Annotated in this window: 15 protein-coding genes; 9 read left to right on the forward strand and 6 right to left on the reverse strand. The window is 74.4% G+C overall.

The features are described 5' to 3' along the window. The first annotated feature begins 174 nt into the window (after positions 1-174). The 6 genes from F0L17_RS16220 (at position 175) to F0L17_RS16245 (ending at position 12,293) form a co-directional block, all read left to right on the forward strand. Positions 175-1,890: an FAD-dependent oxidoreductase gene (locus F0L17_RS16220; RefSeq protein WP_162466273.1), complete on the forward strand. Its 1,716-nt coding sequence runs from the start codon at positions 175-177 to the stop codon at positions 1,888-1,890. A gap of 178 nt (positions 1,891-2,068) precedes the next feature. Continuing rightward, positions 2,069-4,003 carry a serine/threonine-protein kinase gene (locus tag F0L17_RS16225; RefSeq protein WP_155071637.1) on the forward strand — a complete coding sequence of 645 codons (1,935 nt, stop codon included), beginning with the start codon at positions 2,069-2,071 and terminating at the stop codon, positions 4,001-4,003. Between the two features lie 148 nt (positions 4,004-4,151). Continuing rightward, a complete protein-coding gene (locus F0L17_RS16230; RefSeq protein ID WP_162466274.1) occupies positions 4,152-6,674 on the forward strand; it encodes a protein kinase family protein in 2,523 nt (840 codons plus the stop codon). A gap of 114 nt (positions 6,675-6,788) precedes the next feature. Beyond that, a complete protein-coding gene (locus tag F0L17_RS16235) occupies positions 6,789-8,489 on the forward strand; it encodes a serine/threonine-protein kinase (protein WP_155071638.1) in 1,701 nt (566 codons plus the stop codon). A 123-nt stretch (positions 8,490-8,612) separates the two neighbouring features. After that, positions 8,613-10,313: a succinic semialdehyde dehydrogenase gene (locus tag F0L17_RS16240; RefSeq protein ID WP_155071639.1), complete on the forward strand. Its 1,701-nt coding sequence runs from the start codon at positions 8,613-8,615 to the stop codon at positions 10,311-10,313. Between the two features lie 123 nt (positions 10,314-10,436). After that, positions 10,437-12,293: an FAD-dependent oxidoreductase gene (locus F0L17_RS16245; protein WP_162466275.1), complete on the forward strand. Its 1,857-nt coding sequence runs from the start codon at positions 10,437-10,439 to the stop codon at positions 12,291-12,293. Between the two features lie 45 nt (positions 12,294-12,338). Here F0L17_RS16245 and F0L17_RS16250 read toward each other — a convergent pair whose 3' ends face one another. Beyond that, positions 12,339-13,538, reverse strand: a complete 1,200-nt coding sequence (locus F0L17_RS16250; RefSeq protein ID WP_155071640.1) for a hypothetical protein — start codon at positions 13,536-13,538, stop codon at positions 12,339-12,341. Positions 13,539-14,397: 859 nt separating this feature from the next. Then, positions 14,398-14,754 (reverse strand): chorismate mutase, encoded by a 357-nt coding sequence (locus tag F0L17_RS16255; protein WP_155071641.1) that lies wholly within the window; start codon positions 14,752-14,754, stop codon positions 14,398-14,400. A gap of 325 nt (positions 14,755-15,079) precedes the next feature. On the opposite strand from F0L17_RS16255, the gene guaA reads away from it, so the two are divergent. Continuing rightward, positions 15,080-16,672, forward strand: coding sequence for a glutamine-hydrolyzing GMP synthase (gene guaA / locus F0L17_RS16260; RefSeq protein WP_162466276.1), 1,593 nt, complete (start codon positions 15,080-15,082; stop codon positions 16,670-16,672). Between the two features lie 242 nt (positions 16,673-16,914). Here the strand turns inward: guaA and F0L17_RS16265 are convergent, their stop codons facing one another. Together F0L17_RS16265 and F0L17_RS16270 are read right to left on the reverse strand one after the other, a co-directional pair. After that, positions 16,915-17,364, reverse strand: a complete 450-nt coding sequence (locus F0L17_RS16265; RefSeq protein WP_155071642.1) for a hypothetical protein — start codon at positions 17,362-17,364, stop codon at positions 16,915-16,917. 111 nt (positions 17,365-17,475) lie between these two features. Beyond that, positions 17,476-18,519 carry an RNA polymerase subunit sigma-70 gene (locus F0L17_RS16270; RefSeq protein ID WP_155071643.1) on the reverse strand — a complete coding sequence of 348 codons (1,044 nt, stop codon included), beginning with the start codon at positions 18,517-18,519 and terminating at the stop codon, positions 17,476-17,478. Between the two features lie 151 nt (positions 18,520-18,670). Here F0L17_RS16270 and F0L17_RS16275 point away from each other — a divergent pair, with 151 nt between their 5' ends. Together F0L17_RS16275 and F0L17_RS16280 are read left to right on the forward strand one after the other, a co-directional pair. Beyond that, positions 18,671-19,279: a Uma2 family endonuclease gene (locus tag F0L17_RS16275; RefSeq protein WP_155071644.1), complete on the forward strand. Its 609-nt coding sequence runs from the start codon at positions 18,671-18,673 to the stop codon at positions 19,277-19,279. Beyond that, positions 19,276-19,515, forward strand: coding sequence for a hypothetical protein (locus F0L17_RS16280; protein ID WP_155071645.1), 240 nt, complete (start codon positions 19,276-19,278; stop codon positions 19,513-19,515). The genes F0L17_RS16275 and F0L17_RS16280 overlap by 4 nt, the downstream gene beginning before the upstream one ends. A gap of 28 nt (positions 19,516-19,543) precedes the next feature. Here F0L17_RS16280 and F0L17_RS16285 read toward each other — a convergent pair whose 3' ends face one another. Together F0L17_RS16285 and F0L17_RS16290 are read right to left on the reverse strand one after the other, a co-directional pair. Continuing rightward, complete coding sequence (locus tag F0L17_RS16285; protein ID WP_155071646.1) at positions 19,544-20,218, reverse strand: LuxR C-terminal-related transcriptional regulator; 675 nt, start codon at positions 20,216-20,218, stop codon at positions 19,544-19,546. Further along, the gene (locus F0L17_RS16290; protein WP_155071647.1) at positions 20,215-21,513 is read right to left on the reverse strand and encodes a PspC domain-containing protein; all 1,299 of its coding nucleotides are present in this window, start codon (positions 21,511-21,513) and stop codon (positions 20,215-20,217) included. The genes F0L17_RS16285 and F0L17_RS16290 overlap by 4 nt, the downstream gene beginning before the upstream one ends. Between the last annotated feature and the right edge of the window lie 18 nt (positions 21,514-21,531).

Genomic DNA, 21,531 nt, shown 5'->3' on the forward strand with positions numbered 1-21,531 from the left:
GTCGACTGGCTCGTCGGGCCATGTCAGGTTAAGCGCATATATGACAGATATGGTGGATTGCGTGCCAGGCGGTGTCCGCCCGGTCGAATCCGTGGAACCGACGGACGAGCGGGTACAGGGCGGGTAGACGCCAGGACGGGAACGGACGTGCGGGTTGGCTACAGGGAGGCAGCGGTGAGGACAGCGGCACTGGGACCGGCCGAGCGGGCCGAGGCGCTCGCCCGTATGTCGGAACGCGAACTGGACGTGCTCGTCGTCGGCGGTGGTGTGGTCGGCGCCGGGACCGTCCTGGACGCGGTGACACGCGGCCTGACGACCGGCATCGTCGAGGCGCGCGACTGGGCCTCGGGCACCTCCAGTCGCTCCAGCAAGCTGATCCACGGCGGGCTGCGCTACCTGGAGATGCTGGACTTCGCCCTCGTCCGCGAGGCGCTCAAGGAGCGCGGGCTGCTCCTCCAGCGGATCGCCCCCCACCTGGTCAAGCCCGTCCCCTTCCTCTACCCCCTGCGGCACCGGGGTTGGGAGCGGCTCTACGCGGGCTCCGGGGTGGCCCTGTACGACGCGCTGGCCACCGCCTCGGGGCGCGGCCGCGGCCTGCCCCACCACCGTCACCTCTCGCGCCGCCAGGCCCTGCGGGTGGCACCGGCCCTGCGCAAGGACGCCCTGGTCGGGGCCCTCCAGTACTACGACGCCCAGGTGGACGACGCCCGTTTCGTCGCCACCCTGGTGCGCACCGCCGCGGCCTACGGCGCCCACGCCGCCAACCGGGCCCGCGTGGTGGGCTTCCTCCGCGAGGGCGAGCGCGTGGTCGGCGCCCGGGTGCAGGACCTGGAACAGGGCGGCGAGTACGAGATCCGGGCCCGGCAGGTCGTCAACGCCACCGGAGTGTGGACCGACGACACCCAGCGGCTGACCGCCGAGCGCGGCCAGTTCCACGTCCGCGCCTCCAAGGGCATCCACCTGGTGGTGCCCCGCGACCGCATCCACTCCACCACCGGTCTGATCCTGCGCACCGAGAAGAGCGTGCTGTTCGTCATCCCCTGGGGGCGGCACTGGATCGTCGGCACCACCGACACCGACTGGGACCTGGACAAGGCCCACCCGGCCGCCTCCAGCGCCGACATCGACTACCTGCTCGACCACGTCAACTCCGTGCTGGCGGTGCCGCTGACCCGCGACGACGTGGAGGGCGTCTACGCCGGCCTGCGTCCGCTGCTGGCCGGGGAGTCGGACGCCACCAGCCAACTGTCGCGCGAGCACACCGTCGCCCACCCGGTGCCCGGTCTGGTCGTCGTCGCCGGCGGCAAGTACACGACGTACCGGGTGATGGCCAAGGACGCGGTCGACGCCGCCGTCCACGGGCTCGACCACCGGGTCGCCGAGTGCTGCACCGAGGAGATCCCGCTGGTGGGTGCCGAGGGCTACCACGCGATGTGGAACGCCCGCGCCCGGATCGCCGCCCGCACCGGTCTGCACGTGGCGCGCGTGGAACACCTGCTGGACCGGTACGGCTCGCTCGCCGACGAGGTCCTGGCCCTCGTCGCCGACGACCCCCGGTTGGGCGAACCGCTGCCGTGCGCGGACGACTACCTCAAGGCCGAGGTGGTCTACGCCTGCTCGCACGAGGGGGCGCGCCACCTGGACGACGTCCTCACCCGGCGCACCCGCATCTCCATCGAGACCTTCGACCGCGGCACGCGCAGCGCGCGGGAGTGCGCCGAGTTGATGGCCCAGGTGCTCGGCTGGGACGCCGGCCAGGTCGAGCGCGAGGTGGAGCACTACGAGAAGCGGGTCGAGGCCGAGCGGGAGTCCCAGCGTCAGCCCGACGACCAGACCGCCGACGCCGCGCGGTTGGGCGCCCCGGACATCGTGCCGCTCCAGCCGCTGTGATGTTCCCTCACCGGCCCTCCGCGACGGGCCCGTCGCGGAGGGCCGGGCGTGTCGCGGCGTCAGCCTCCGGCCCGCACACCGCCGTTCCGGTGGCGTGCCCATGGCCGCGTACGCGTCGCTCCGTCCCATGCGAGACAATGGGCCGACTGCTGGGGCGGGCTGGAGTGCGAGGGGACACATGAGCGACGTGGACGGCCGCGGCAAGAAGGCCGGGCGGCTGCTGGGCGGGCGTTACCGGCTGGGCGACGTCCTGGGGCGCGGCGGCATGGGCACCGTGTGGCGCGCGGAGGACGAGGTCCTCGGCCGCACCGTCGCGGTGAAGGAGCTGCGCTTCCCCTCCAGCGTCGACGAGGAGGAGAAGCGGCGCCTGATCACCCGCACCCTCCGTGAGGCCAAGGCCATCGCGCGCATCCGCAGCAGCAGCGCCGTCACCGTCTTCGACGTGGTCGACGAGGACGACCGGCCCTGGATCGTCATGGAGCTGATCGAGGGCCGCTCCCTGGCCGACGTGCTCCGCGAGGACGGCCCGCTGGAGCCGCGCCGGGCGGCCGAGGTGGGCCTGGCCGTCCTGGACGTGCTGCGCGCCGCGCACCGCGAGGGCATCCTGCACCGCGATGTGAAGCCCTCCAACGTCCTCATCGCCGACGAGGACGGCCGGGTCGTCCTCACCGACTTCGGCATCGCCCAGATCGAGGGTGACCCCTCCCTCACCTCCACCGGCATGTTGGTCGGGGCGCCCTCCTACATAGCGCCGGAGCGGGCGCGCGGTCAGCGCCCCGGTCCGCCCTCCGACCTGTGGTCGCTGGGCGGGCTGCTGTACGCGGCGGTGGAGGGCCACCCGCCGTACGACAAGGGTTCGGCGATCGCCACCCTGACCGCGGTGATGACCGAGCCCCTGGAGCCGCCGGCGCGGGCCGGGTGCCTGGAGGAGGTCATCCGCGGCCTGCTGCGCAAGAAGCCGGACGAGCGGTTGGACGAGCCGGGCGCGCGGCGGCTGCTGGAGGCGGCGGTCGGCGGAGCCGGCGCGGCGGCCGGCGCGAAGGGGACGGAGGAGGCCGAGGGCACCCGTACGACGGTGCTGCCGGTGACCGGGGACGCGAAGCCCGCGAAGCCCGCGAAGGCCGCGGAGTCCGCGGAGTCCGCGACGGGATCGAAGGACACCGGGGGCGCGGGCGCGGCGAAGGGCGCCGCCGCGGTGGGCGCCGCGGGCGCCGTCACCGCCGGGGCGGCGAACGGCACGGCGGGCCCGCCCGGCGCCTCGGGCGCGGCGGCGGACTCCCGGACGGGGGCCGCGGCGGGCCCCGGCGGCGGGAACGCGGCCGGCGCGGGCCTGGCCGACCTCGCGCGGCGGGTGCGGCAGCCCGCCGGGCTCGCGGTGGTCGCGGTGGTCGTGCTCGCCGTCCTCGGCACCGTGCTGGCCCTCACCCTCGGCGGTGGTGACGCGGGCGGCGACGAGCGGGCCGGTGGGGAGCGTCCGACCGCCGGCGACGGGCAGGGCGCCACCCGGGACGGCGGTGACGCGTCTCCCGGGCCGTCGGCCGAACCGTCCGGTGCCGGCGGTCAGGAGAGCCAGGGCGGCAGCAAGGAGGAGGACGGCCGGGGCGGCGGGGACGACACCGAGGGCTCCGGCGGGGACGAGGGCGACGCGGGGCCGCCCGAGGGCTTCGAGGAGATCACCGACACCCGCTTCCACTTCTCGATGGCCATGCCCGAGGGCTACGAGCGCACCCGCATAGCGGGGGACAACTCCGGGGGCGAGTACACCCCGCCCGACGGCGGCTACCCCAAGGTCCAGGTCGACTTCAACAGCAGCCCGGGCGAGAGCGCGGTGGGGGCCTGGAAGTCCCTGCAGCCCGCCGTGAAGCGCAGCAGCACCGACTACTCCCTGGTCGACCTCGAGTCGGTGGACTGGCGCGACTACCCCACCGTCGCCGACTGGACGTTCGAACGCACGGAGGGGGGCGTGCGGGTGCGCGTCCTCAACCGCGGCTTCCGGGTGGACCCCACCCACGGCTACGCCATCATGGTCACCTGCGAGAAGGACGCGTGGGACGGCGAGGAGTGCCGCACCCTGCGGGAGACCGCGTTCCGGACGTTCCGGCCCGTGGACTGAGATCGGCTCCTTCCACCGGCGACGGAAGGCCCCCTTGGCACGTATCGTGATAGACCGCAGACCCTGTGCATCCGCCAACCGGTGGACGGGCAGGGATCCTGACGGCGCATGAGGCCGGCAGGGGTCGTACGCAGTGGGGAGGCGCGCCGTGGACGAGTACTCGGGTCGGCTGCTGGCCGAGCGGTACCGGTTGCCGCGTCCGCCGTCCGACGAGTACGAGCTGGTGGAGTCGCGCGCGTACGACACCGCCAGCGGCCAGGAGGTGTTGGTCCGACAGATCCCGCTGCCCGAGGTGGTGGAGGCCGAGTTCGTCGGGGCGACAGGCGTCCGGGGGCCGGGTGGATACGGGCGCGCCCACACCGGCCGGGCCACGCGGCGCCCGGCCGACCCCGCCGTGCGGCGCGCGGTGGAGGCGGCGCTGGCCGCCTCCCGGATACCCGACCATCCACGGCTCGACCAGGTCTTCGACGTCTTCGTCGAGGGCGACGGGCTGTGGATCGTCAGCGAGCTCGTCGCGGGCCGGCCGCTGGCCGCGGTGCTCGCCGAACGGCCGCTGTCGCCCCACCGCGCCGCCGAGTTGGCGGACGACCTGCTCTCGGCGCTGCGCGCGGTCCACGCGCACGGCTGGGTGCACCGCAACATCACCGTCCGTACCGTCATCGTCTGTGACGACGGACGCGCCCTGCTCACCGGTCTGGCCTCCGGCGCCGCCGAGGAGGCGCTGTGCGGGTACGACCCGCTGCCGGCGCCGCCGAGCGTGCTGCCGCGCGGACACGTCGGCGAACCGGACGGGCCGGGAGAGCCGGGCGGACCGGGCGGACCGGGGGAGCCGGGCGGGACGTACGAGGCGTACGACGGGGCCGAGGACGCGCCGGAGGAGCCGGAGGCGGAAGGGAGTGGGCCGCCGCGGAACGGGGTGCCACGACAGTCGACCGGCTCCGGCCCGTACGGCGGGCCGGGCGGTGGCGCGGACGACGAGGCGTGGGAGGCGGAGTGGGGGACCGGGCCGAGTCCGTACCCGTCCCCGCGCGCCGGCGACGCGCACGGCGGAACCGACCGGTCGGCCCGGCCGCGGATCCCCGGGCAGACGAACGGACGGGGCGCCGAACCGGCCACCCGAGGCGGCGCCGTCGCCGCGTACCACGCCGCCGCCACGCGGGTGGGGTTCGAGGCGCACGGGGACGGGGAGGGCCCCGAGGGGCTCCGGCCCGTCGCCCCCGCCGCCCCCGTCCCGTACTCCCCGGACCCGTACGGCGGTGGGGAGTACGGCGGGAGTGACGAGTACGGCGGGGGCGGCGGCGCGGCGCCCGCGTCGAGCTGGGGCGAGGAGGACGGCGCCGACCGCTACCGCGGCCCCACCACCGCGCTCGCCGCCGAACGCGCGCGCCAGGCCCGGATCACGGTCGTCGGCGCCGTCACCGAGCGCTGGGCGCCCGAGCAGGCCGGTCCCGTCTACGAGAACTGGCGGCTGGCCCCGCCGGTCGGCCCGGCGGCCGACCTGTGGGCGCTGGGCGCGCTGCTGTTCCGCGCCGTGCAGGGGCACGCCCCCTACCCGGAGGAGTCCGCGGCCGAACTGGTGCAGATGGTGTGCTCCGAACCGCCCGCGTTCGCCGAGGAGTGCGGTGCCCTGCGGCCGGTGGTGGAGTCACTGCTGCGCCAGGATCCCACCGAGCGGCCGGACTTCGAGGAGCTGGGCGGCTGGCTGCGGTCCCTGATCCGCTCGGCGCCCGAGCCGGAGGTCGGGCTGCACACGGTCGTCACGCCCCTCCCGCTGGAGGCGGGCCGCGCCACCGACCCGCGGCGGCTGCCGATCGTGCGCCGCCGGGGCGAGCTGGTGCGCAGGAGGCGGACGGAACGCTCGCCGGTCGCCGCGCCGGCCCGGCACCGGCGCGCCCGGAGCGGGCGGTCGCCGCGCCGGCTCGGGATGGTGCTGGTCGGCGTGGTCCTCCTGGTGCTGACCGGCACGCTGGTCTACGCGGCCGTGTTCATGCCGAAGACGGAGACCGGCTCCTCCGGGGACACCGCCAACCAGCGGCCCGGACGGGTGGGCGCCCAGCCGGAGCCGCCCGGACGGTCGGACGGGACGGCCCCGTCACCGTCCGCCGAGGAGCCCGAGGGGGCCGGGGGGTCCGACGCGTCCGGGGAGTCCGCCGGTTCGGGGACCTCGGAGCCGCCCGGCACCGAACAGCCGCAGACCGACGGTCCGGCCGAGGGGCTCGACGGCTACGTCCTGCACCGGAACGACGCCGGGTTCCGGCTCGCGCTCCCCGAGGGCACCCGGCCGGCGGCCCGGAACGGCGACGGGCAGTACGTCTTCACGCCGGGCGGTTCCGGCATCGAGGTCGTGGTCGTGCCCGGCCGGGACACCACGGAGCGGTACGGCGACGACCCGATGGCGTACCTCACGGGCGAGCAGCGGGAGTTGGACGCCTACCGGGCCGCCGACTGGGCCACCAGTTCGGGGATGCGGCGGATAGAGGTCGGCCGGACGGTCATGGCCGAGGGCCGGTTCAGCTGGCGCGACGGACACGGCGACACCTATGCGCGGGACCGGGCGATCATCGTGGACGGCCGCTACCACACGGTGCTGGTCCGAGGCCCGGAGAGCCGCGAGGACGACATCGACCGCCTCTTCGAGGACATCGCGGACACCTACCGCTTCACCGGCTGACGCCCCCGCCCCCGAGACGGCCGGGGCGGAGACGGGACACGGTGATGTCACGGCTCGGCACCCGATCCGAACGCGGGTGGCGCACCGGCAAGGGCGCACGGTAGTGATGGGCGCATGACCTACGAGGACCGGGGGCGCGAGCCCACCAGCTACGACCTGCAACCGCCCGTGGCCCCGGGACGGCCGGCCGGCGGCCCCGGTGCCGTCGGCGACCGACACGACGCCCCCACGCGGACGGTCTCGGGGCACCCCGAGCCCTCCGGACCCCCGACCGCCCCCGGACGGCCCGCGCCGTCCGGACGGCCCCCGCGTCCGGCACCGCCGACGGGCCACGCCGACCCCGGGCAGCGCCCCGCCGGCCCGGACGGGGAACGGGTCGTCGGCGGACGCTACCGGCTGGTCTCACGGCTCGGCCACGGGGGCATGGGCACCGTCTGGCTCGCCCACGACGAGGTCGTGGGGCGCGACGTGGCCGTCAAGGAGCCGCGCCTGCCCGACCACCTCACCGAGGCCGAGCGGCAGACGGCCTACCAGCGGATGCGCCGTGAGGCCCGCGCCGCCGCCGGCATCGACCACCCGTCCGTCGTCACCGTCCACGACGTGGTGGTCGAGGACGGCCGCCCCTGGATCGTGATGGAGCTGGTCCGCGGCCGTTCCCTGGCCGACGTGCTCTCCGAGGGCACCGTCGAGCCGAAGGAGGCGGCCCGCGTCGGGCTGGCCGTCCTGGGGGCGCTGGCCTCCGCGCACGAGGCGGGCGTGCTCCACCGGGACGTCAAGCCCGACAACGTCCTGCTGGGGCAGCACGGGAGGGTGGTCCTCACCGACTTCGGCATCGCCCAGGTCGAGGGCGAACGGAAGCTCACCGAGACGGGTGCCTTCGTCGGCTCGCCCGAGTACATCGCGCCCGAGCGCGTCCTGGGCCGGCGGGCGGGGCCGGAGTCCGACCTGTGGTCGCTGGGCGTGGTGCTGTACGCGGCGGTGGAGGGCATGTCGCCGTTCCGTCGCTCCACCGCCCCCGCCACGCTCCAGGCCGTCCTCTCCGCCGAGCCGCAGGTCCCGGCCCGCGCGAGCGGCGCCCTGGGCGCGCTGATCATGCGGTTGTTGCGCAAGGACCCGGCCGCCCGCCCGGACGCCGGCGAGGTGCGCCAGGACCTGGAGAGTGTCGCCCGTCCGCACCGTCCGTCGGCAGCGGCCCGGGCGCCGGGCGGCGGTCGGCTGCGCGGGGTGGGTCGGGCGCTGCGCACCAGCCGCTCGGCGCAGGCGGGCACGGGCGGTGCCGTCGCGGTGGTCCTGGCGGTGGTGCTGGCGCTGCTGTGGCCCGTCGACGACGGGCTGCCGGACGGCTGGCGGACGTACGACGAGACGAGGCTGGTGGGCGCGTCGCTGGCGGCGCCGTCGGACTACACGCGCTCGGTGAACGACAACCGGGTGACGCTGACCTCGCCGGACAAGACCTTCGTCGTCTGGATCCAGCGGGAGAGGGACAACTGGGCCAGCCCGTTGGGCGAGGCCAACGAGCAGTTGGAGTTCTACCGGGACAAGCCGTACGACAGCGACATGGAGGAGGTCGAGGGCCGGGTCGTGGAGAAGGAGTACCGGGGCCGGCCGCGGGCCGCGGAGCTGTCGGTGACGTACCGGCCCAGGAACGACGAGGAGGCCGCCCGGCTCCGGCGCCGGGAGTTCCACTACGTCAGCCCCGAGGCCGTGAGCTGGCGCCTGGTGGTGCAGATGCCCGCGGCGGGGCAGAGCGGGAGGACGGGCGAGGAGATGTACGAGCGGATCGTGGCGCACCTGGAGCTCGACCGGGGGGAGTGACCGGCGCCCGACCCCGCGCCGGCGGCGCCCGCCCACATACGCGCCAGTGATCACTGGCAGGTTGCGTGAAAAGTGGTTACCGATGGGTACCCAGCGCGTTTCCCACGGCTTACGCTCCGCCCTATGACGGATTCGCCAGCCACCGCCGCCGCCGGGCCGGACCGGACGGGCCGGCCGCCTCGCACCGAACCCGCGGAGCCCGCCGGAGCCCCCGGGGCCGGGCCCGCGGCACCCACGACGGTCGACAACCCGGTCGCCGCCACCCCCGCCGGCGCGCGCGCCGCCGCGGACGTGGTGACCGACGAGCTGGTCGCCCGACTGACGCGGGACGTCGCCGGCAGCGGTGCCACCGCCTGCCACACCCCGTTCACCGGGGAGCGACTGGCCGCCCTGCCGGAGTCCTCGCCGGCGGACGTCGCCGAGGCGTTCGCCCGCGCCCGCGCGGCACAGCGGGCCTGGGCCGCCCGTCCCGTGCGGGAGCGCGCGGCCGTCCTGCTGCGCTTCCACGACCTGCTGCTGCGCCGCCAGTCCGAGGTGCTGGACCTGGTCCAGTTGGAGACCGGCAAGGCCCGGCTGCACGCGCACGAGGAGGTCCAGGCGGTCGCCGTCGCCGCCCGGCACTACGGCCGGAAGGCCGCCGCCTACCTGCGCGCCCGACGCCACACGGGAGCCATCCCCGTCCTGACCCGGGTGCGCGAACTGCGCGTGCCGCGCGGCGTGGTCGGGCAGATCGCGCCCTGGAACTACCCGCTGGAGCTGTCCGTCGGCGACGCCCTGCCCGCCTTCGCCGCGGGCAACGCCGTGGTGATGAAGCCCGACACCGAGACCGCGCTGACCGCCCTGTGGGCGCGCGACGTGCTGGTGGAGGCGGGGCTGCCCGCCGACGTCTGGCAGATCGTCATCGGCGAGGGACCGGTCGTCGGCCCGGCGGTCGTCGACCACGCCGACTACGTCTCCTTCACCGGCTCCACCCGCACCGGCCGCGAGGTCGCCCAGCGCGCCGCGTTCCGCCTGGTCGGCTGCTCGCTGGAACTGGGCGGCAAGAACGCCATGCTCGTCCTGGAGGACGCCGACCTGGAGCGGGCGGTGGACGGCGCCGTGCGCGGGGCGTTCTCCTCGGCCGGCCAGTTGTGCATCTCCATCGAACGGCTCTACGTCCACGCCTCGATCGCCGACGCCTTCACCGAGCGCTTCGTCGCCCGCGCCCGTGCCCTGCGCCTGGGAACCGCGCTCGCCTACGGCGCCGACCTGGGCTCGTTGGTCTCCGAGCGCCAGTTGGAGACCGTCATCCGGCACGTGGCGGACGCGGTCGCCAAGGGCGCGAAGGTGCTGACGGGCGGCCGGCCGCGCCCGGACGTCGGCCCGCTGTTCCACGAGCCGACCATCCTGGAGGGCGTCACCTCCTCGATGGCCGTCTGCGCCGAGGAGACCTTCGGTCCCGTCGTCGCGATCCACCGCTTCACCGACGAGGACGAGGCCGTCGAGCTGGCCAACGCCACGCCCTACGGACTCAACGCCAGCGTCTGGACGAGGAACGCCCGGCGGGGGCGCGCGATCGCCGCCCGGCTGCGCACCGGCACGGTCAACGTCAACGAGGGCTACGCCGCCGCGTACGGCAGCGTCCAGGCGCCGATGGGCGGCATGGGCGACTCCGGGGTGGGGCGCCGCCACGGCTCGGAGGGCATCCTCAAGTACACCGAGGCCCAGACCATCGCCCACCAGCGCCTGATGCCCATGGCGCCGTCGTTCGGCATGGACGACGAGCGGTACGCGGCGTTCATGAACCTCTCGCTGCGCGCGCTGAAGGCGTTCCGTTTCCGCTGACCCCCTTTCCGCCGCCCCCTTTCCGCCGCCCCCTTTCCGCCGACGCCACCACCCGTCAGAGCCCGTCCGCGGCTTCCTCCCTTCCCCGCCACACGAACGAGTCGCACCGCCGGAGGTACCCCCGTGTCCCGTCCCCAGGACAGAGCAACGGAAAAGCAGTCGGAGTCGGCGTACGACTACGACGTGATCGTCGTCGGCTCCGGCTTCGGCGGCTCGGTGTCGGCGCTGCGGCTGACCGAGAAGGGCTACCGCGTCGGCGTGCTGGAGGCCGGTCGCCGCTTCACCCGCCAGACGCTGCCGAAGACCTCCTGGGACCTGCGGAACTACCTGTGGGCCCCGGCGCTGGGCCTGTACGGCATCCAGCGCATCCACCTGATGGACAAGGTGATGATCCTGGCCGGCGCCGGGGTGGGCGGCGGGTCGTTGAACTACGCCAACACCCTCTACGTGCCGCCGCCCGCCTTCTTCACCGACCGCCAGTGGGGCCACATCACCGACTGGCAGGAGGAGCTGGCCCCCTACTACGACCAGGCCACACGCATGCTGGGGGTGCGGCTCAACCCGACCACGACCCCCTCCGACGTCCATCTGAGGGCCGCCGCCGAGAAGATGGGCGTGGGCGACACCTTCCACCTCGCCCCCGTCGGCGTCTTCTTCGGCGACGGCGAGGACGCCGGGGGGAAGGCGCGGGCCGAACCGGGCGAGGAGGTCCCCGACCCCTACTTCGGCGGCGCGGGCCCCTCCCGCCGCGCCTGCACCGAGTGCGGCGAGTGCATGACCGGCTGCCGGCACGGCGCCAAGAACTCCCTCACCGAGAACTACCTGTACCTGGCGGAGAAGGCCGGTGCGACCATCCATCCGATGACCACCGTCACCGAGATCGCCGAGGACGGCGAGGGCGGCTTCACCGTCACCACCGTGCCGACCGCCCGACGCCGTCGGGGCGGGCGGACGGTGCTCCGTTGCGAGCGGGTCGTCGTCGCCGCCGGCACCTACGGCACCCAGACCCTGCTGCACCGGATGCGCGACACCGGCGTGCTGCCGCGGATCTCCCCGAAGCTGGGCGAGTTGACCCGCACCAACTCCGAGGCCCTGGTGGGATCGTTGACCACCGAGCGCCGCTACCGGAAGAAGTACGGGCCCGACGCGACGTTGGACTTCACCAGGGGCGTGGCCATCACCTCGTCCATCCACCCGAACGAGAACACCCACATCGAGCCGGTGCGCTACGGCAAGGGCTCCAACGCGATGGGCATGCTGTCCGTCATCCAGGTGCCGCACGGCGGACGCCTGCCCAAGCCGCTGGCCCTCGTCGCACAGTGCCTGCGCCACCCGGTGCAGACACTGCGGGCGCTCTCCAACCGCCGGTGGTCGGAGCGGACGATCATCGGCCTGGTGATGCAGACGCTGGACAACTCCCTGACCACCTACCGCAGGACCAGGGGGCCGGGGAAGGGCCTGCTCACCGCCCGGCAGGGGCACGGCGCGCCCAACCCCGACCACATCCCCGAAGGGGCCGAGGCCGCGCGGCTCGTCGCCGAGGACATCAACGGTTTCCCGGGGACGAACGTCGGGGAGCTGATGGGCACCCCGCTCACCGCGCACTTCCTGGGCGGCTGCCCCATCGGGGCGTCCGCCGAGGAGGGCGTCATCGACCCCTACCACCGGCTCTACGGCCACCCCGGCATCTCGGTGGTGGACGGCGCCGCCGTCTCCGCCAACCTCGGCGTCAACCCGTCCCTGACCATCACCGCCCAGGCCGAGCGGGCCATGTCCCTGTGGCCCAACAAGGGCGAGCCCGACCCCCGCCCCGCGCAGGGCACGGGCTACGTACGGGTGCCCGTCGTCGCGCCGCGCCGCCCGGCGGTGCCCGAGGAGGCGTTCGCCGCGCTGCGGCTGCCGCTGCTGCCCGTTCCGGCGGTGCCGCCGAGGAAGGCGGAGCCGGCCGGGGCCGGGGAGGCGGAGCCGGCCGGGACGTGAACCGCGTCCGTCCGGACGCGGCGGAGGAGCGGGACGGGCGCGCCGTCACACGGTGGCGGAGGTGCCCGTCCCGGATCCGCCCCGGCGCCGCACGCCGTACACGGCGCCGGCGCCCAGCGCCACGGCCGCGGCGCCCGTGAGGGCGAGCACCGGCAGCGCGGGGGACGAACCCGTCTCGGCGAGCTCGCCCTCGAACTCCAGGGCCGCGTCCCGCTCCTCGACGTGCACGGGCCTGACCGGCAGCTTCCGCTCGCCGCGGGTCTGCGGTCCGGCGGCGTTGCCGCTGGGTTTCCGGCCGGCCGGAACGATCTCGAAGGAGTAGACGTCGCCGATCGGGCCCTGGGAACAGGTCTCGTCGTCCTCGTTGAGGTAGAAGGCGTAGCCCATCACGATGCCGATCGAGCCGGGGGCGTCGGCGTCGGCCCGCAGCCGCAGCCGGAGGGTGACGGTCTCCCCGGCCCCGATCGAGCCGTGTCCGACGAAGCCGTATCCGGGGGTGAGGAAGTCCTCGACGGGGACGTCCCGCCACCGGCCGGTGGCGTCCTCGACCTGGAGGGACAGATGGGGGGTCGCGTCGCCGGCGTCGGACTCGGCGTGCAGGAAGACGTGCGCCTGGGCGAAGGCGCGGTCGGTGTCCGAGCCGTTCCGCACGCTCAGCGAGAAGGGCTGCCAACCGCTGCCCGCGGCGATCTGCTCGGGCAGGCCGTCGACGGAGGAGGCGAAGTCCGGGTCCTCGCCGGTGATCTCGCACTCCTCGACCGGCCACAGGCCGTCCTCGGGCTCCTCCTCGCCGGGTTCCTCCGGCTCCTCCCCGCCGGGCTCCCCGGGCTCTCCGGACTCCTCGGGCTCTCCGGACTCCTCGGGCTCTCCGGACTCCTCGGGCTCCCCGAACTCCTCACCGTCCCGGTCCTTCGGCGCGTCGGCACCCGGGCCCTCGGTCTCCCGCTCGCCCGGAACCTCGGGCCCGGAGCCGCCGGGGTCGACGGGACCGTCCGGCCCGGCCCCGGACGGCGTCCCGGTCGGCGTTTCGGCCGGTGTTTCGGTCGGCGTCTCGGGTTCCGTGCCGCCGGGCTCTCCGGAGGCGTCCCGCCCACCGGTGTCCGGCTCGCCGGTGGGTGCGTCCAGGGTGGGGGCGGGGCTCCGGTCCGCGCCGCCGTCGGCGTGCGCCGCGGGGGTCGCCATCAGGACGGCGGGAGCGATGACGGCCGTGGTGGCGGCGGCCGCGAGGGCGCGACGAAGCTTCACGGTTGACCTCAAGTGGTGTGAGGCGACAGGGAGGCGGAGGGCCCTCGCACACCGGACGCGTCGGGCCAGCATCAGAGTAGAGGCGGAGCGGGACCTTCCGCGGGAGTGTTCCCGAGTGCCCGCCCGTGCCCCCGACCGGATCGGCGCGTCATAACGGACGGAAGCGAGCAGTTGCCCACGCTCGCCCGGGTTTCGGTGTGGCCCATATCACCAAGCCGCGTCGTCGAGGGGCCTCCGTCCGGGCGGGCACGCGGCCGAGCGCCGGAGGGGAAGGGCCCCGGGCGCCGGCTGGGTGGGGTGGCCGGTGCCCGGGGCCCTCGGGCCAGCGTCGGCGTCAGGGCTTCGCCAACGCTGAGGCGGCGCCGGGGGAACGCCGCGGGGGATGGTCCCTCTCGTCGTGGGTCCGGGTGCGGGACCCACTTCGCATCGTCGTGGAACGGCCGCCACCGCGCAACCGTTCCGACCCGAACCGGTCGCCCTCTCCCCAAGCTGTCCGGAACCGGTTCACTTCCTGTTCGAGCGGGTGGGGCCGGAAGCCGGAAGCCGGAAGCCGGTGGGAGGAGGGGGGAGCGGTCGGTCCACGGCGTCCCGCGGACCGACCGCCGATGTCGTGACCGGGCTGCTGTCCCCTGCCGTCCGGTCACCGCGCCGGAGCGAGGTCCCACGACGTCCGGTCCTCACCTCCCGAGGGAGGACGACGTCTCATCGCTCCGGCACTCTCCCCACGGCCTCCGGGCGCCCGGTCGGCTCTGGGGTCGTCCGGTCCAACGAGGGCTCCGCGCGGCGGTAACGTGCCGTACGGGTGATGACGGTCCGTGACGCCCGGCCGGTGTGGCGGAGGACCGGCCCGACGGCACGGTCACACGCGGCCGCGGCAGAGCTCCAGCAGGGTCATGGCCAGGGAGGTGCCCGGCCTGCCCAGCCGCTCGCGGTAGTGGGTGAGGACCTCCATCTCGCGGGAGAGGTTCACGCGGCGCCCGCCCGCCTCGATCCGGGTCCGTTGGATGCGGGCGGAGACCTCCACACGTTCCCGGATCAGCTCGATGATCCGGCGGTCCAGGTCGTCGATCCGGTCGCGGTCCCCGGCGATCCGCTCCTCGGGACCGGCGGCGTCGACGCCGGGGTCCGGGCGCGCGCCCCGATCCGCCGCGGCCGTGGTGGTGGCCGCGGTGGTGGGGGTGGTGGCGGTGGTGGTGACGGTTGTCGTGGTGGTCATGGCCTTGACGTCCCTCCGGGGATCGCGCGCCGCGGACCGGCCGGTGCCCGGGGACGGAGCGAACGACAGGCGCCCCGGGCCTGACCGGCCCGGGGCGCCTGGGTGAGTCGCTCGTCAGTGCGTGCGCGCAGCGACACCATGGCAGCCGGCCGGGCCGGTGCCATAGGTAAACCAGAACTGGGTCTGCGCGAACATGCGCACCAGTATGCCCCGGGCCGTCCGCCGCGGCCGGCGCGGGCCGGATCGTGAGACGGCCGGGCGTTCGGGACGCCCCCGGTAGACTGGAGGTTCCCAGCCAGATCCCCGCCGAAAGGCAGCCTGCCCCGTGGCACCAGAGCCCACCGAGCCCACCGCCGCCCCGGACACCGTCCTCGTCGTCGACTTCGGCGCGCAGTACGCCCAGCTCATCGCCCGTCGCGTCCGTGAGGCCCGGATCTACAGCGAGATCGTGCCGTCCACCATGCCGGTGGAGGAGATGCTCGCCAAGGACCCGAAGGCGATCATCCTCTCCGGCGGGCCCGCGTCCGTCTACGCCGAGGACGCGCCCGGCATCGACCGGGCGCTGTTCGAGGCCGGTGTCCCCGTCTTCGGCATGTGCTACGGCTTCCAGCTCATGGCCCAGGCGCTGGGCGGCACGGTGGACAACACCGGGCGCCGCGAGTACGGCGGCACCCCGCTGACCGTCACCAAGCCCGGTTCCACCCTCTTCGAGGGCACTCCCGTCGAGCAGTCGGTGTGGATGTCGCACGGCGACGCCTGCTCGGCCGCTCCCGAGGGCTTCGCCGTCACCGCCGCCACCGACGGTGTCCCGGTCGCGGCCTTCGAGAACGACGAGCGCAGGCTCTACGGCGTGCAGTACCACCCCGAGGTGATGCACTCCACCCACGGCCAGCAGGTCCTGGAGCACTTCCTCTACCGGGGCGCCGGGCTGCGGCCGACCTGGACGGCCGCGAACGTCGTCGAGGAGCAGGTCGCCGCCATCCGCGCGCAGATCGGCACCAAGCGTGCCATCTGCGGGCTGTCCGGCGGCGTGGACTCCGCGGTGGCCGCCGCCCTCGTCCAGAAGGCCATCGGTTCCCGGCTGACCTGCGTCTACGTGGACCACGGCCTGATGCGCAAGGGCGAGTCCGAGCAGGTCGAGAAGGACTTCGTGGCCGCCACCGGCGTCCAGCTCAAGGTCGTGGACGCCGAGAAGCGCTTCCTGGACGCGCTGGCGGGCGTCTCCGACCCGGAGCAGAAGCGCAAGATCATCGGCCGGGAGTTCATCCGCGTCTTCGAGCAGGCCGCGAGCGAGATCGTCGCCGAGGCCGGCTCCGGCGACGACGCCGTGGAGTTCCTGGTGCAGGGGACCCTCTACCCGGACGTGGTGGAGTCCGGCGGCGGCACCGGCACCGCCAACATCAAGTCCCACCACAACGTCGGCGGCCTCCCCGAGGACCTGACGTTCGAGCTGGTGGAGCCGCTGCGGAAGCTGTTCAAGGACGAGGTCCGCATGGTCGGCCAGGAGCTGGGCCTGCCGGACGAGATCGTCCACCGCCAGCCCTTCCCCGGCCCCGGCCTGGGCATCCGCATCGTCGGCGAGGTCACCAGGGAGCGCCTGGACCTGCTGCGCGAGGCCGACGCCATCGCCCGTGAGGAGCTGACCGCCGCCGGCCTGGACCGCGACATCTGGCAGTGCCCGGTGGTGCTGCTCGCCGACGTCCGCTCCGTCGGCGTCCAGGGCGACGGCCGCACCTACGGCCACCCGGTCGTGCTGCGCCCGGTCTCCTCGGAGGACGCGATGACCGCCGACTGGACGCGCCTGCCGTACGAGACGCTGGCCCGCATCTCGACCCGCATCACCAACGAGGTCGCCGACGTCAACCGCGTGGTGCTGGACGTCACCAGCAAGCCGCCGGGGACCATCGAGTGGGAGTGACGCCTCCCGCGCCCTCCTGAACGCCGGCGCCCGCGCCGCCGCTCACCCTTTCGAGCGGCGGCGCGGGCGTTTCCGGCTGGATCCGCTGGGGCGAGGCCGAGAATCCCGCCCATGGGAGGGACCGCGACACCAAGCCCCACAAGTACGCCCGCGCCGGCATCCACCACGACCGGCCGAGGCTCGCCGTCCCCTTCGACATCGACATCGACCTCACCGCGATCGACCGGCTGTAGGCCGGCCGGTCACCGGATCCTGGTCATCACCGAGTCGTAGCCCCCGCCGCCGGGGTAGACCCAGGCGCCGGTCAGGGAGTCGCCGTCCGCCTCGAAGGTGCCCCGGAAGTACGCGGGGGAGCCCTTCTCGCCGGCCCAGATGGTCAGGGTGTCGCCGTCGGGTTCGTAGACGTAGTCGAAGGTGTTGCCCTGGCTGTCGTAGAAGCGGGAGCGGATGTCCTCGCTCGGCCGCTCGGCGCCGAAGGGCCGCTCCCGGCCGATCACCTCCAGCCCGGTGACACGCTGCCCGTACTGCTCCAGTTCGACGTCCTGGATCAGGAAGAAGCCGCCCTCCATCCATCGGTAGGTGACGGTGCCCTCCGCGCCCCCGGTCACCTTCCAGGTGCCGGTCAGCCGGTCCAGCGCCCGGAGCCGCTCGTCCGGCCGCGCGGCCTGCGTGGTGTCCGTGTTCTCGACCATGACGGGTTCCCTTCCGGAGGTTCGTCGCGCCGCCGTGTGCGCGGTGTTGCGGTGTCGCTCGTGTGACGGGCGGCTCCGGGGAAAGGAATCGACCGGCCAAAGTGATCCGGGTCACATGTCGATGTCCGCGGGGGACAGGGAGAGCGGGAGGCCGGCGGCGGGCAGCACCTCCGGGCCGAAGGTGGTGATCTCGGTGATCAGACCGTCCTCGACGCACAGAACGTCGATGTTGACCGCCGAGTACGTCTCCTCGCCGGGGCGGCGGATGTAGCTCGCCATCGCCGGCTGTCGGTTCACCGCCAGCGGGACGCAGTGCCACGCGCCCCACCGCTCCTCGCCCGCCAGGACCGGGCGCCACATGTCGAGGATCGCCTCCCGGCCGTCGTACACCAGGTGCGCCGGCGGCATCGTCTGCCGGGCGTCCTCGCGCAGCAGCGCGGTCAGCTCCGACAGGTCGGCCCGGCGGGAGGCGTCGACGTACCGTCGCAGCAGGGCCCGTTCGGCGTCGCCGATGCCGGTGGCGGACCGCCACTCCGCGCGCCGCTCGGGCAGCTTCTCCCGCAGCGTCGCACGGGCCCGCTGGAGCGCGCTCTTGACCGAGGCGACGCTCGTCTCCAGGGCCTCGGACGTCTCCTGGGCGGACCAACCGACCACGTCCCGCAGCACCACCACCGCCCGCTGTCGGGGCGGCAGGTGCTGGATCACGGCCAGGAACGCCAGCTCGACGGTCTCCCGGGCGATCGCCGCCGCCTCCGGCTCGCCGGCGGCCGGCGCCGCCCGGTCCAGCAGCCCGTCCGGGTAGGGCTGGAGCCAGGGGACCTCCGCCAGGCCGGAGGTCGCCGCGTCGCCGGAGGCGTTCACGGCCACGGCGATCTCCCGCCGGCGGGCCGGGCCGTCCAGGGCGTCCAGACAGGCGTTGGTGGCGATCCGGTACAGCCAGGCGCGGAACGACGACCGTCCCTCGAAACCGGCCCGGCCGCGCCAGGCCCGCAGCAGGGTCTCCTGCACCAGGTCCTCGGCGTCGGTGAACGATCCCAGCATCCGGTAGCAGTGCACCCGCAGCTCGTGCCGGTGCCTCGCGGCGAGCTCCGCGAACAGGTCCTCGTCGCCGGCCCGGACCGCCTCGGCCACGCGCTCCTCGACCGAACCGTCCATTCCGTCTCCCCCTCGGACAACCGCGCACCGGCACATCGGGCACGACGGTAGCGCGCCCCCGAGTCAATTCCCCTGGGGTCGTTCACCCGTACGGGCGGAGGAACGGACATTTCCGGTGAGCCGTCGGACGGAACGTGATCACGATGGCGCCATGGAGGAAACGGAGAGCGCGAACGGCATCGACGACGAGCCGTTCCCCGAGTGGCTGCGGCCCCCGCACCGCGGCTTCACGATCGACGACCTCTGCCACCTGACCGAACTCCCCTCCCACACCGAGCTCATCGACGGCGGCCTGGTCTTCCGGGCCCGGCAGAGCGTCCACCACGCCCTGGCCACCTCGCTCCTGGCGGACGGCCTGAAGCGCTCCTGCCCACCGCACCTGCGGGTGCGGCGGGAGACGCTCGTGGCCCTGGGACCGGGGCAGGCACCCGAACCGGACGTGCTGGTGATCCGCGCGGAGGCCGTCCGGGGGCTGGACACGGACCGCTACGCGGCACGGGACGCCGTCCTGGTGGTCGAGACGGTCGCCCCCGACTCCGCCATCCGCGACCGCGAGCGCAAGCCGCAGCTCTACGCGCGGGCGGGCATCCCGCACTTCTGGCTGGTCGAGGAGGGCGTGCGCCACCGCCCGGTCGTCCACGTCCACCTCCTCGACCCGACCACGGGGAGGTACGCCCTCACCGGCGTCCACGAGGACCGGTTGACGCTCACGGTCCCGTACGGCATCGACATCGACCTCACCGCGATCGACCGGATGTGACGCCGCCGGTACGCGGGCCGTCCGGGCCGCGGCTGGTCCTCGGCATGGACGTGCCCGGCCATCCCGAGCAGACGGTCACGGCCCTGGAGCCGGACGAGCCGGACGAGCCGGACGGCACCGGGCGGACCCGGCTCACGCTCGGCCGGAACTGCGGCAGCGCCGAGGAGCGCGCCATGGCCGAGCAGGGCGGCACGATGCCCCCGGAGTCCCTCGCCGGACACCTCTCCGGGCGCTGACGCCGGAACCGCGCGCGGGCGCGCGCCGTCACACCAGGCGGCGGGCCGTCGCCCAGCGGGTGAGCTCGTGGCGGTTGGAGAGCTGGAGCTTGCGCAGCACCGCCGAGACATGGCTCTCGACCGTCTTCACCGAGATGAACAGCTGCTTGGCGATCTCCTTGTACGCGTAGCCGCGCGCGATCAGGCGCAGCACCTCGCGCTCGCGCTGGGTGAGACGGTCCAGGTCCTCGTCGACCGGCGGGGCGTCGGTGGAGGCGAAGGCGTCCAGCACGAAACCCGCCAGGCGCGGGGAGAACACCGCGTCGCCCTCGGCGACCTGGAAGACGGCCTTGACCAGGTCGGAGCCGGTGATCGTCTTGGTGACGTAGCCGCGGGCGCCGCCTCGGATCACGCCGATGACGTCCTCGGCCGCGTCCGAGACGGACAGGGCCAGGAAGCGCACCGGGTGTTCGGGGTCGGCCATCAGCGTCGTGCTGCGCCGCAGCACCTCCACCCCGCCGCCGCCCGGCAGGTGGACGTCGAGCAGGACGACGTCGGGGCGGGTCGCGGCGATGACGGAGACCGCCTGGTCCACGTCGGCGGCCTCGCCGACGACCTCGACGCCCGTCTCCTCCGGCCGGCCGATCTCGGCCCGGACGCCCGTGCGGAACATCCGGTGGTCGTCGACCAGGACCACCCGGGCCCGGTGCTGCTCCTCGCTCATGCTTCCGCCCTCTCCATCTCCAGCTCCACCACCGTGCCCCCCTCGGGAGCCGAACGCAGTACGGCCGTCCCGCCGTTGCGCCGCATCCGTCCGATGATGGACTCGCGTACGCCCATCCGGTCCTCGGGCACCGCGTCCAGGTCGAAGCCGGGGCCGTGGTCGCGTACGGAGACGAACACCGTGCGCCCCTCGACCTCGGCGAAGACCTGCACCGGGCCGCCCTCGCCACCGTACTTGGCGGCGTTGACCATCGCCTCCCTGGCGGCCTGGAGCTGGGCGCCCAGCCGCTCGTCCTGCGGACAGTCGCCCACGCACACCACCTCCACCGGCACCCCGTGGGCGTCCTCCACCTCGGCGGCGAGCCGTCGCACGGCCTCGGCCAGGCTCTCCGACGCGTCCTCCTCGTTCTCGTCCTTGCCCGTGCCCGACGGCCGGTAGAGCCAGGCCCGCAGCTCGCGCTCCTGGGCGCGGGCGAGGCGGGCCACCTCACGGGGGTTGTCGGCGTTGCGCTGGATCAGGGTGAGGGTGTGCAGCACGGAGTCGTGGACGTGCGCGGCCACCTCGGCGCGCTCCTGCGCGCGGATGCGCATCAGCCGCTCCTCCGACAGGTCCTGCACCAGACGGACCAGGTACGGGCCCACCAGCAGCGCGATGCCCACCAGCAGGGCCAGTGACGCCTGGAGCACCATGCCCAGGTGCGGCCCCAGACCCCGGGTGACGGCGAACCCGGCGATGCCCAGGCAGACCAGGAGGGCGCCCGCCGCGCTGCGCGCCAGGGGCAGCAGCCTCCTGCGCCGGCTGACCTCCATCCAGTGGGCGCGACGCGAGTTGTCGGCCTGCCGCCACACGACGGCGACGCCGACACCGACCAGGAGCAGGGGCCACAGGTAGGTCCCCGCCGCGCCGTAGTGGACGTTGGTGCCGAGCACCACCACCGCCACGGCCAGCGCCAGCAGGGCCGGCAGTTGCCCCTTGTCCGGTCCGCGGACGACGCCCCGCCGGTCCTTCCCCGGCTGCGGCACGGCCTCGACCCCGCCCGTCCCCAGCGGCACGACGAACCAGAAGGCGGCGTACACCAGGGCGCCCATGCCGTTGGCCATGAACAGCACCAGGAAGGCGACGCGCACCCAGGCGACCGGCATCCCCAGGTGCCCGGCCAGCCCGCGCGCGACCCCGCCGAGCAGCCGTCCCTCGGCGCTGCGGTAGAGCTTGCGCAGGGGGAGGTGTTCGACGGCGGGCTGCTGGACGGAAGTGGTCACGCCACGATCGTCACACGGACCCGGCCGGTCGGACATCAGGGTCGGACCCGGAGC

Source organism: Streptomyces taklimakanensis, from assembly GCF_009709575.1.
Taxonomy (GTDB): Bacteria; Actinomycetota; Actinomycetes; order Streptomycetales; family Streptomycetaceae; genus Streptomyces; species Streptomyces taklimakanensis.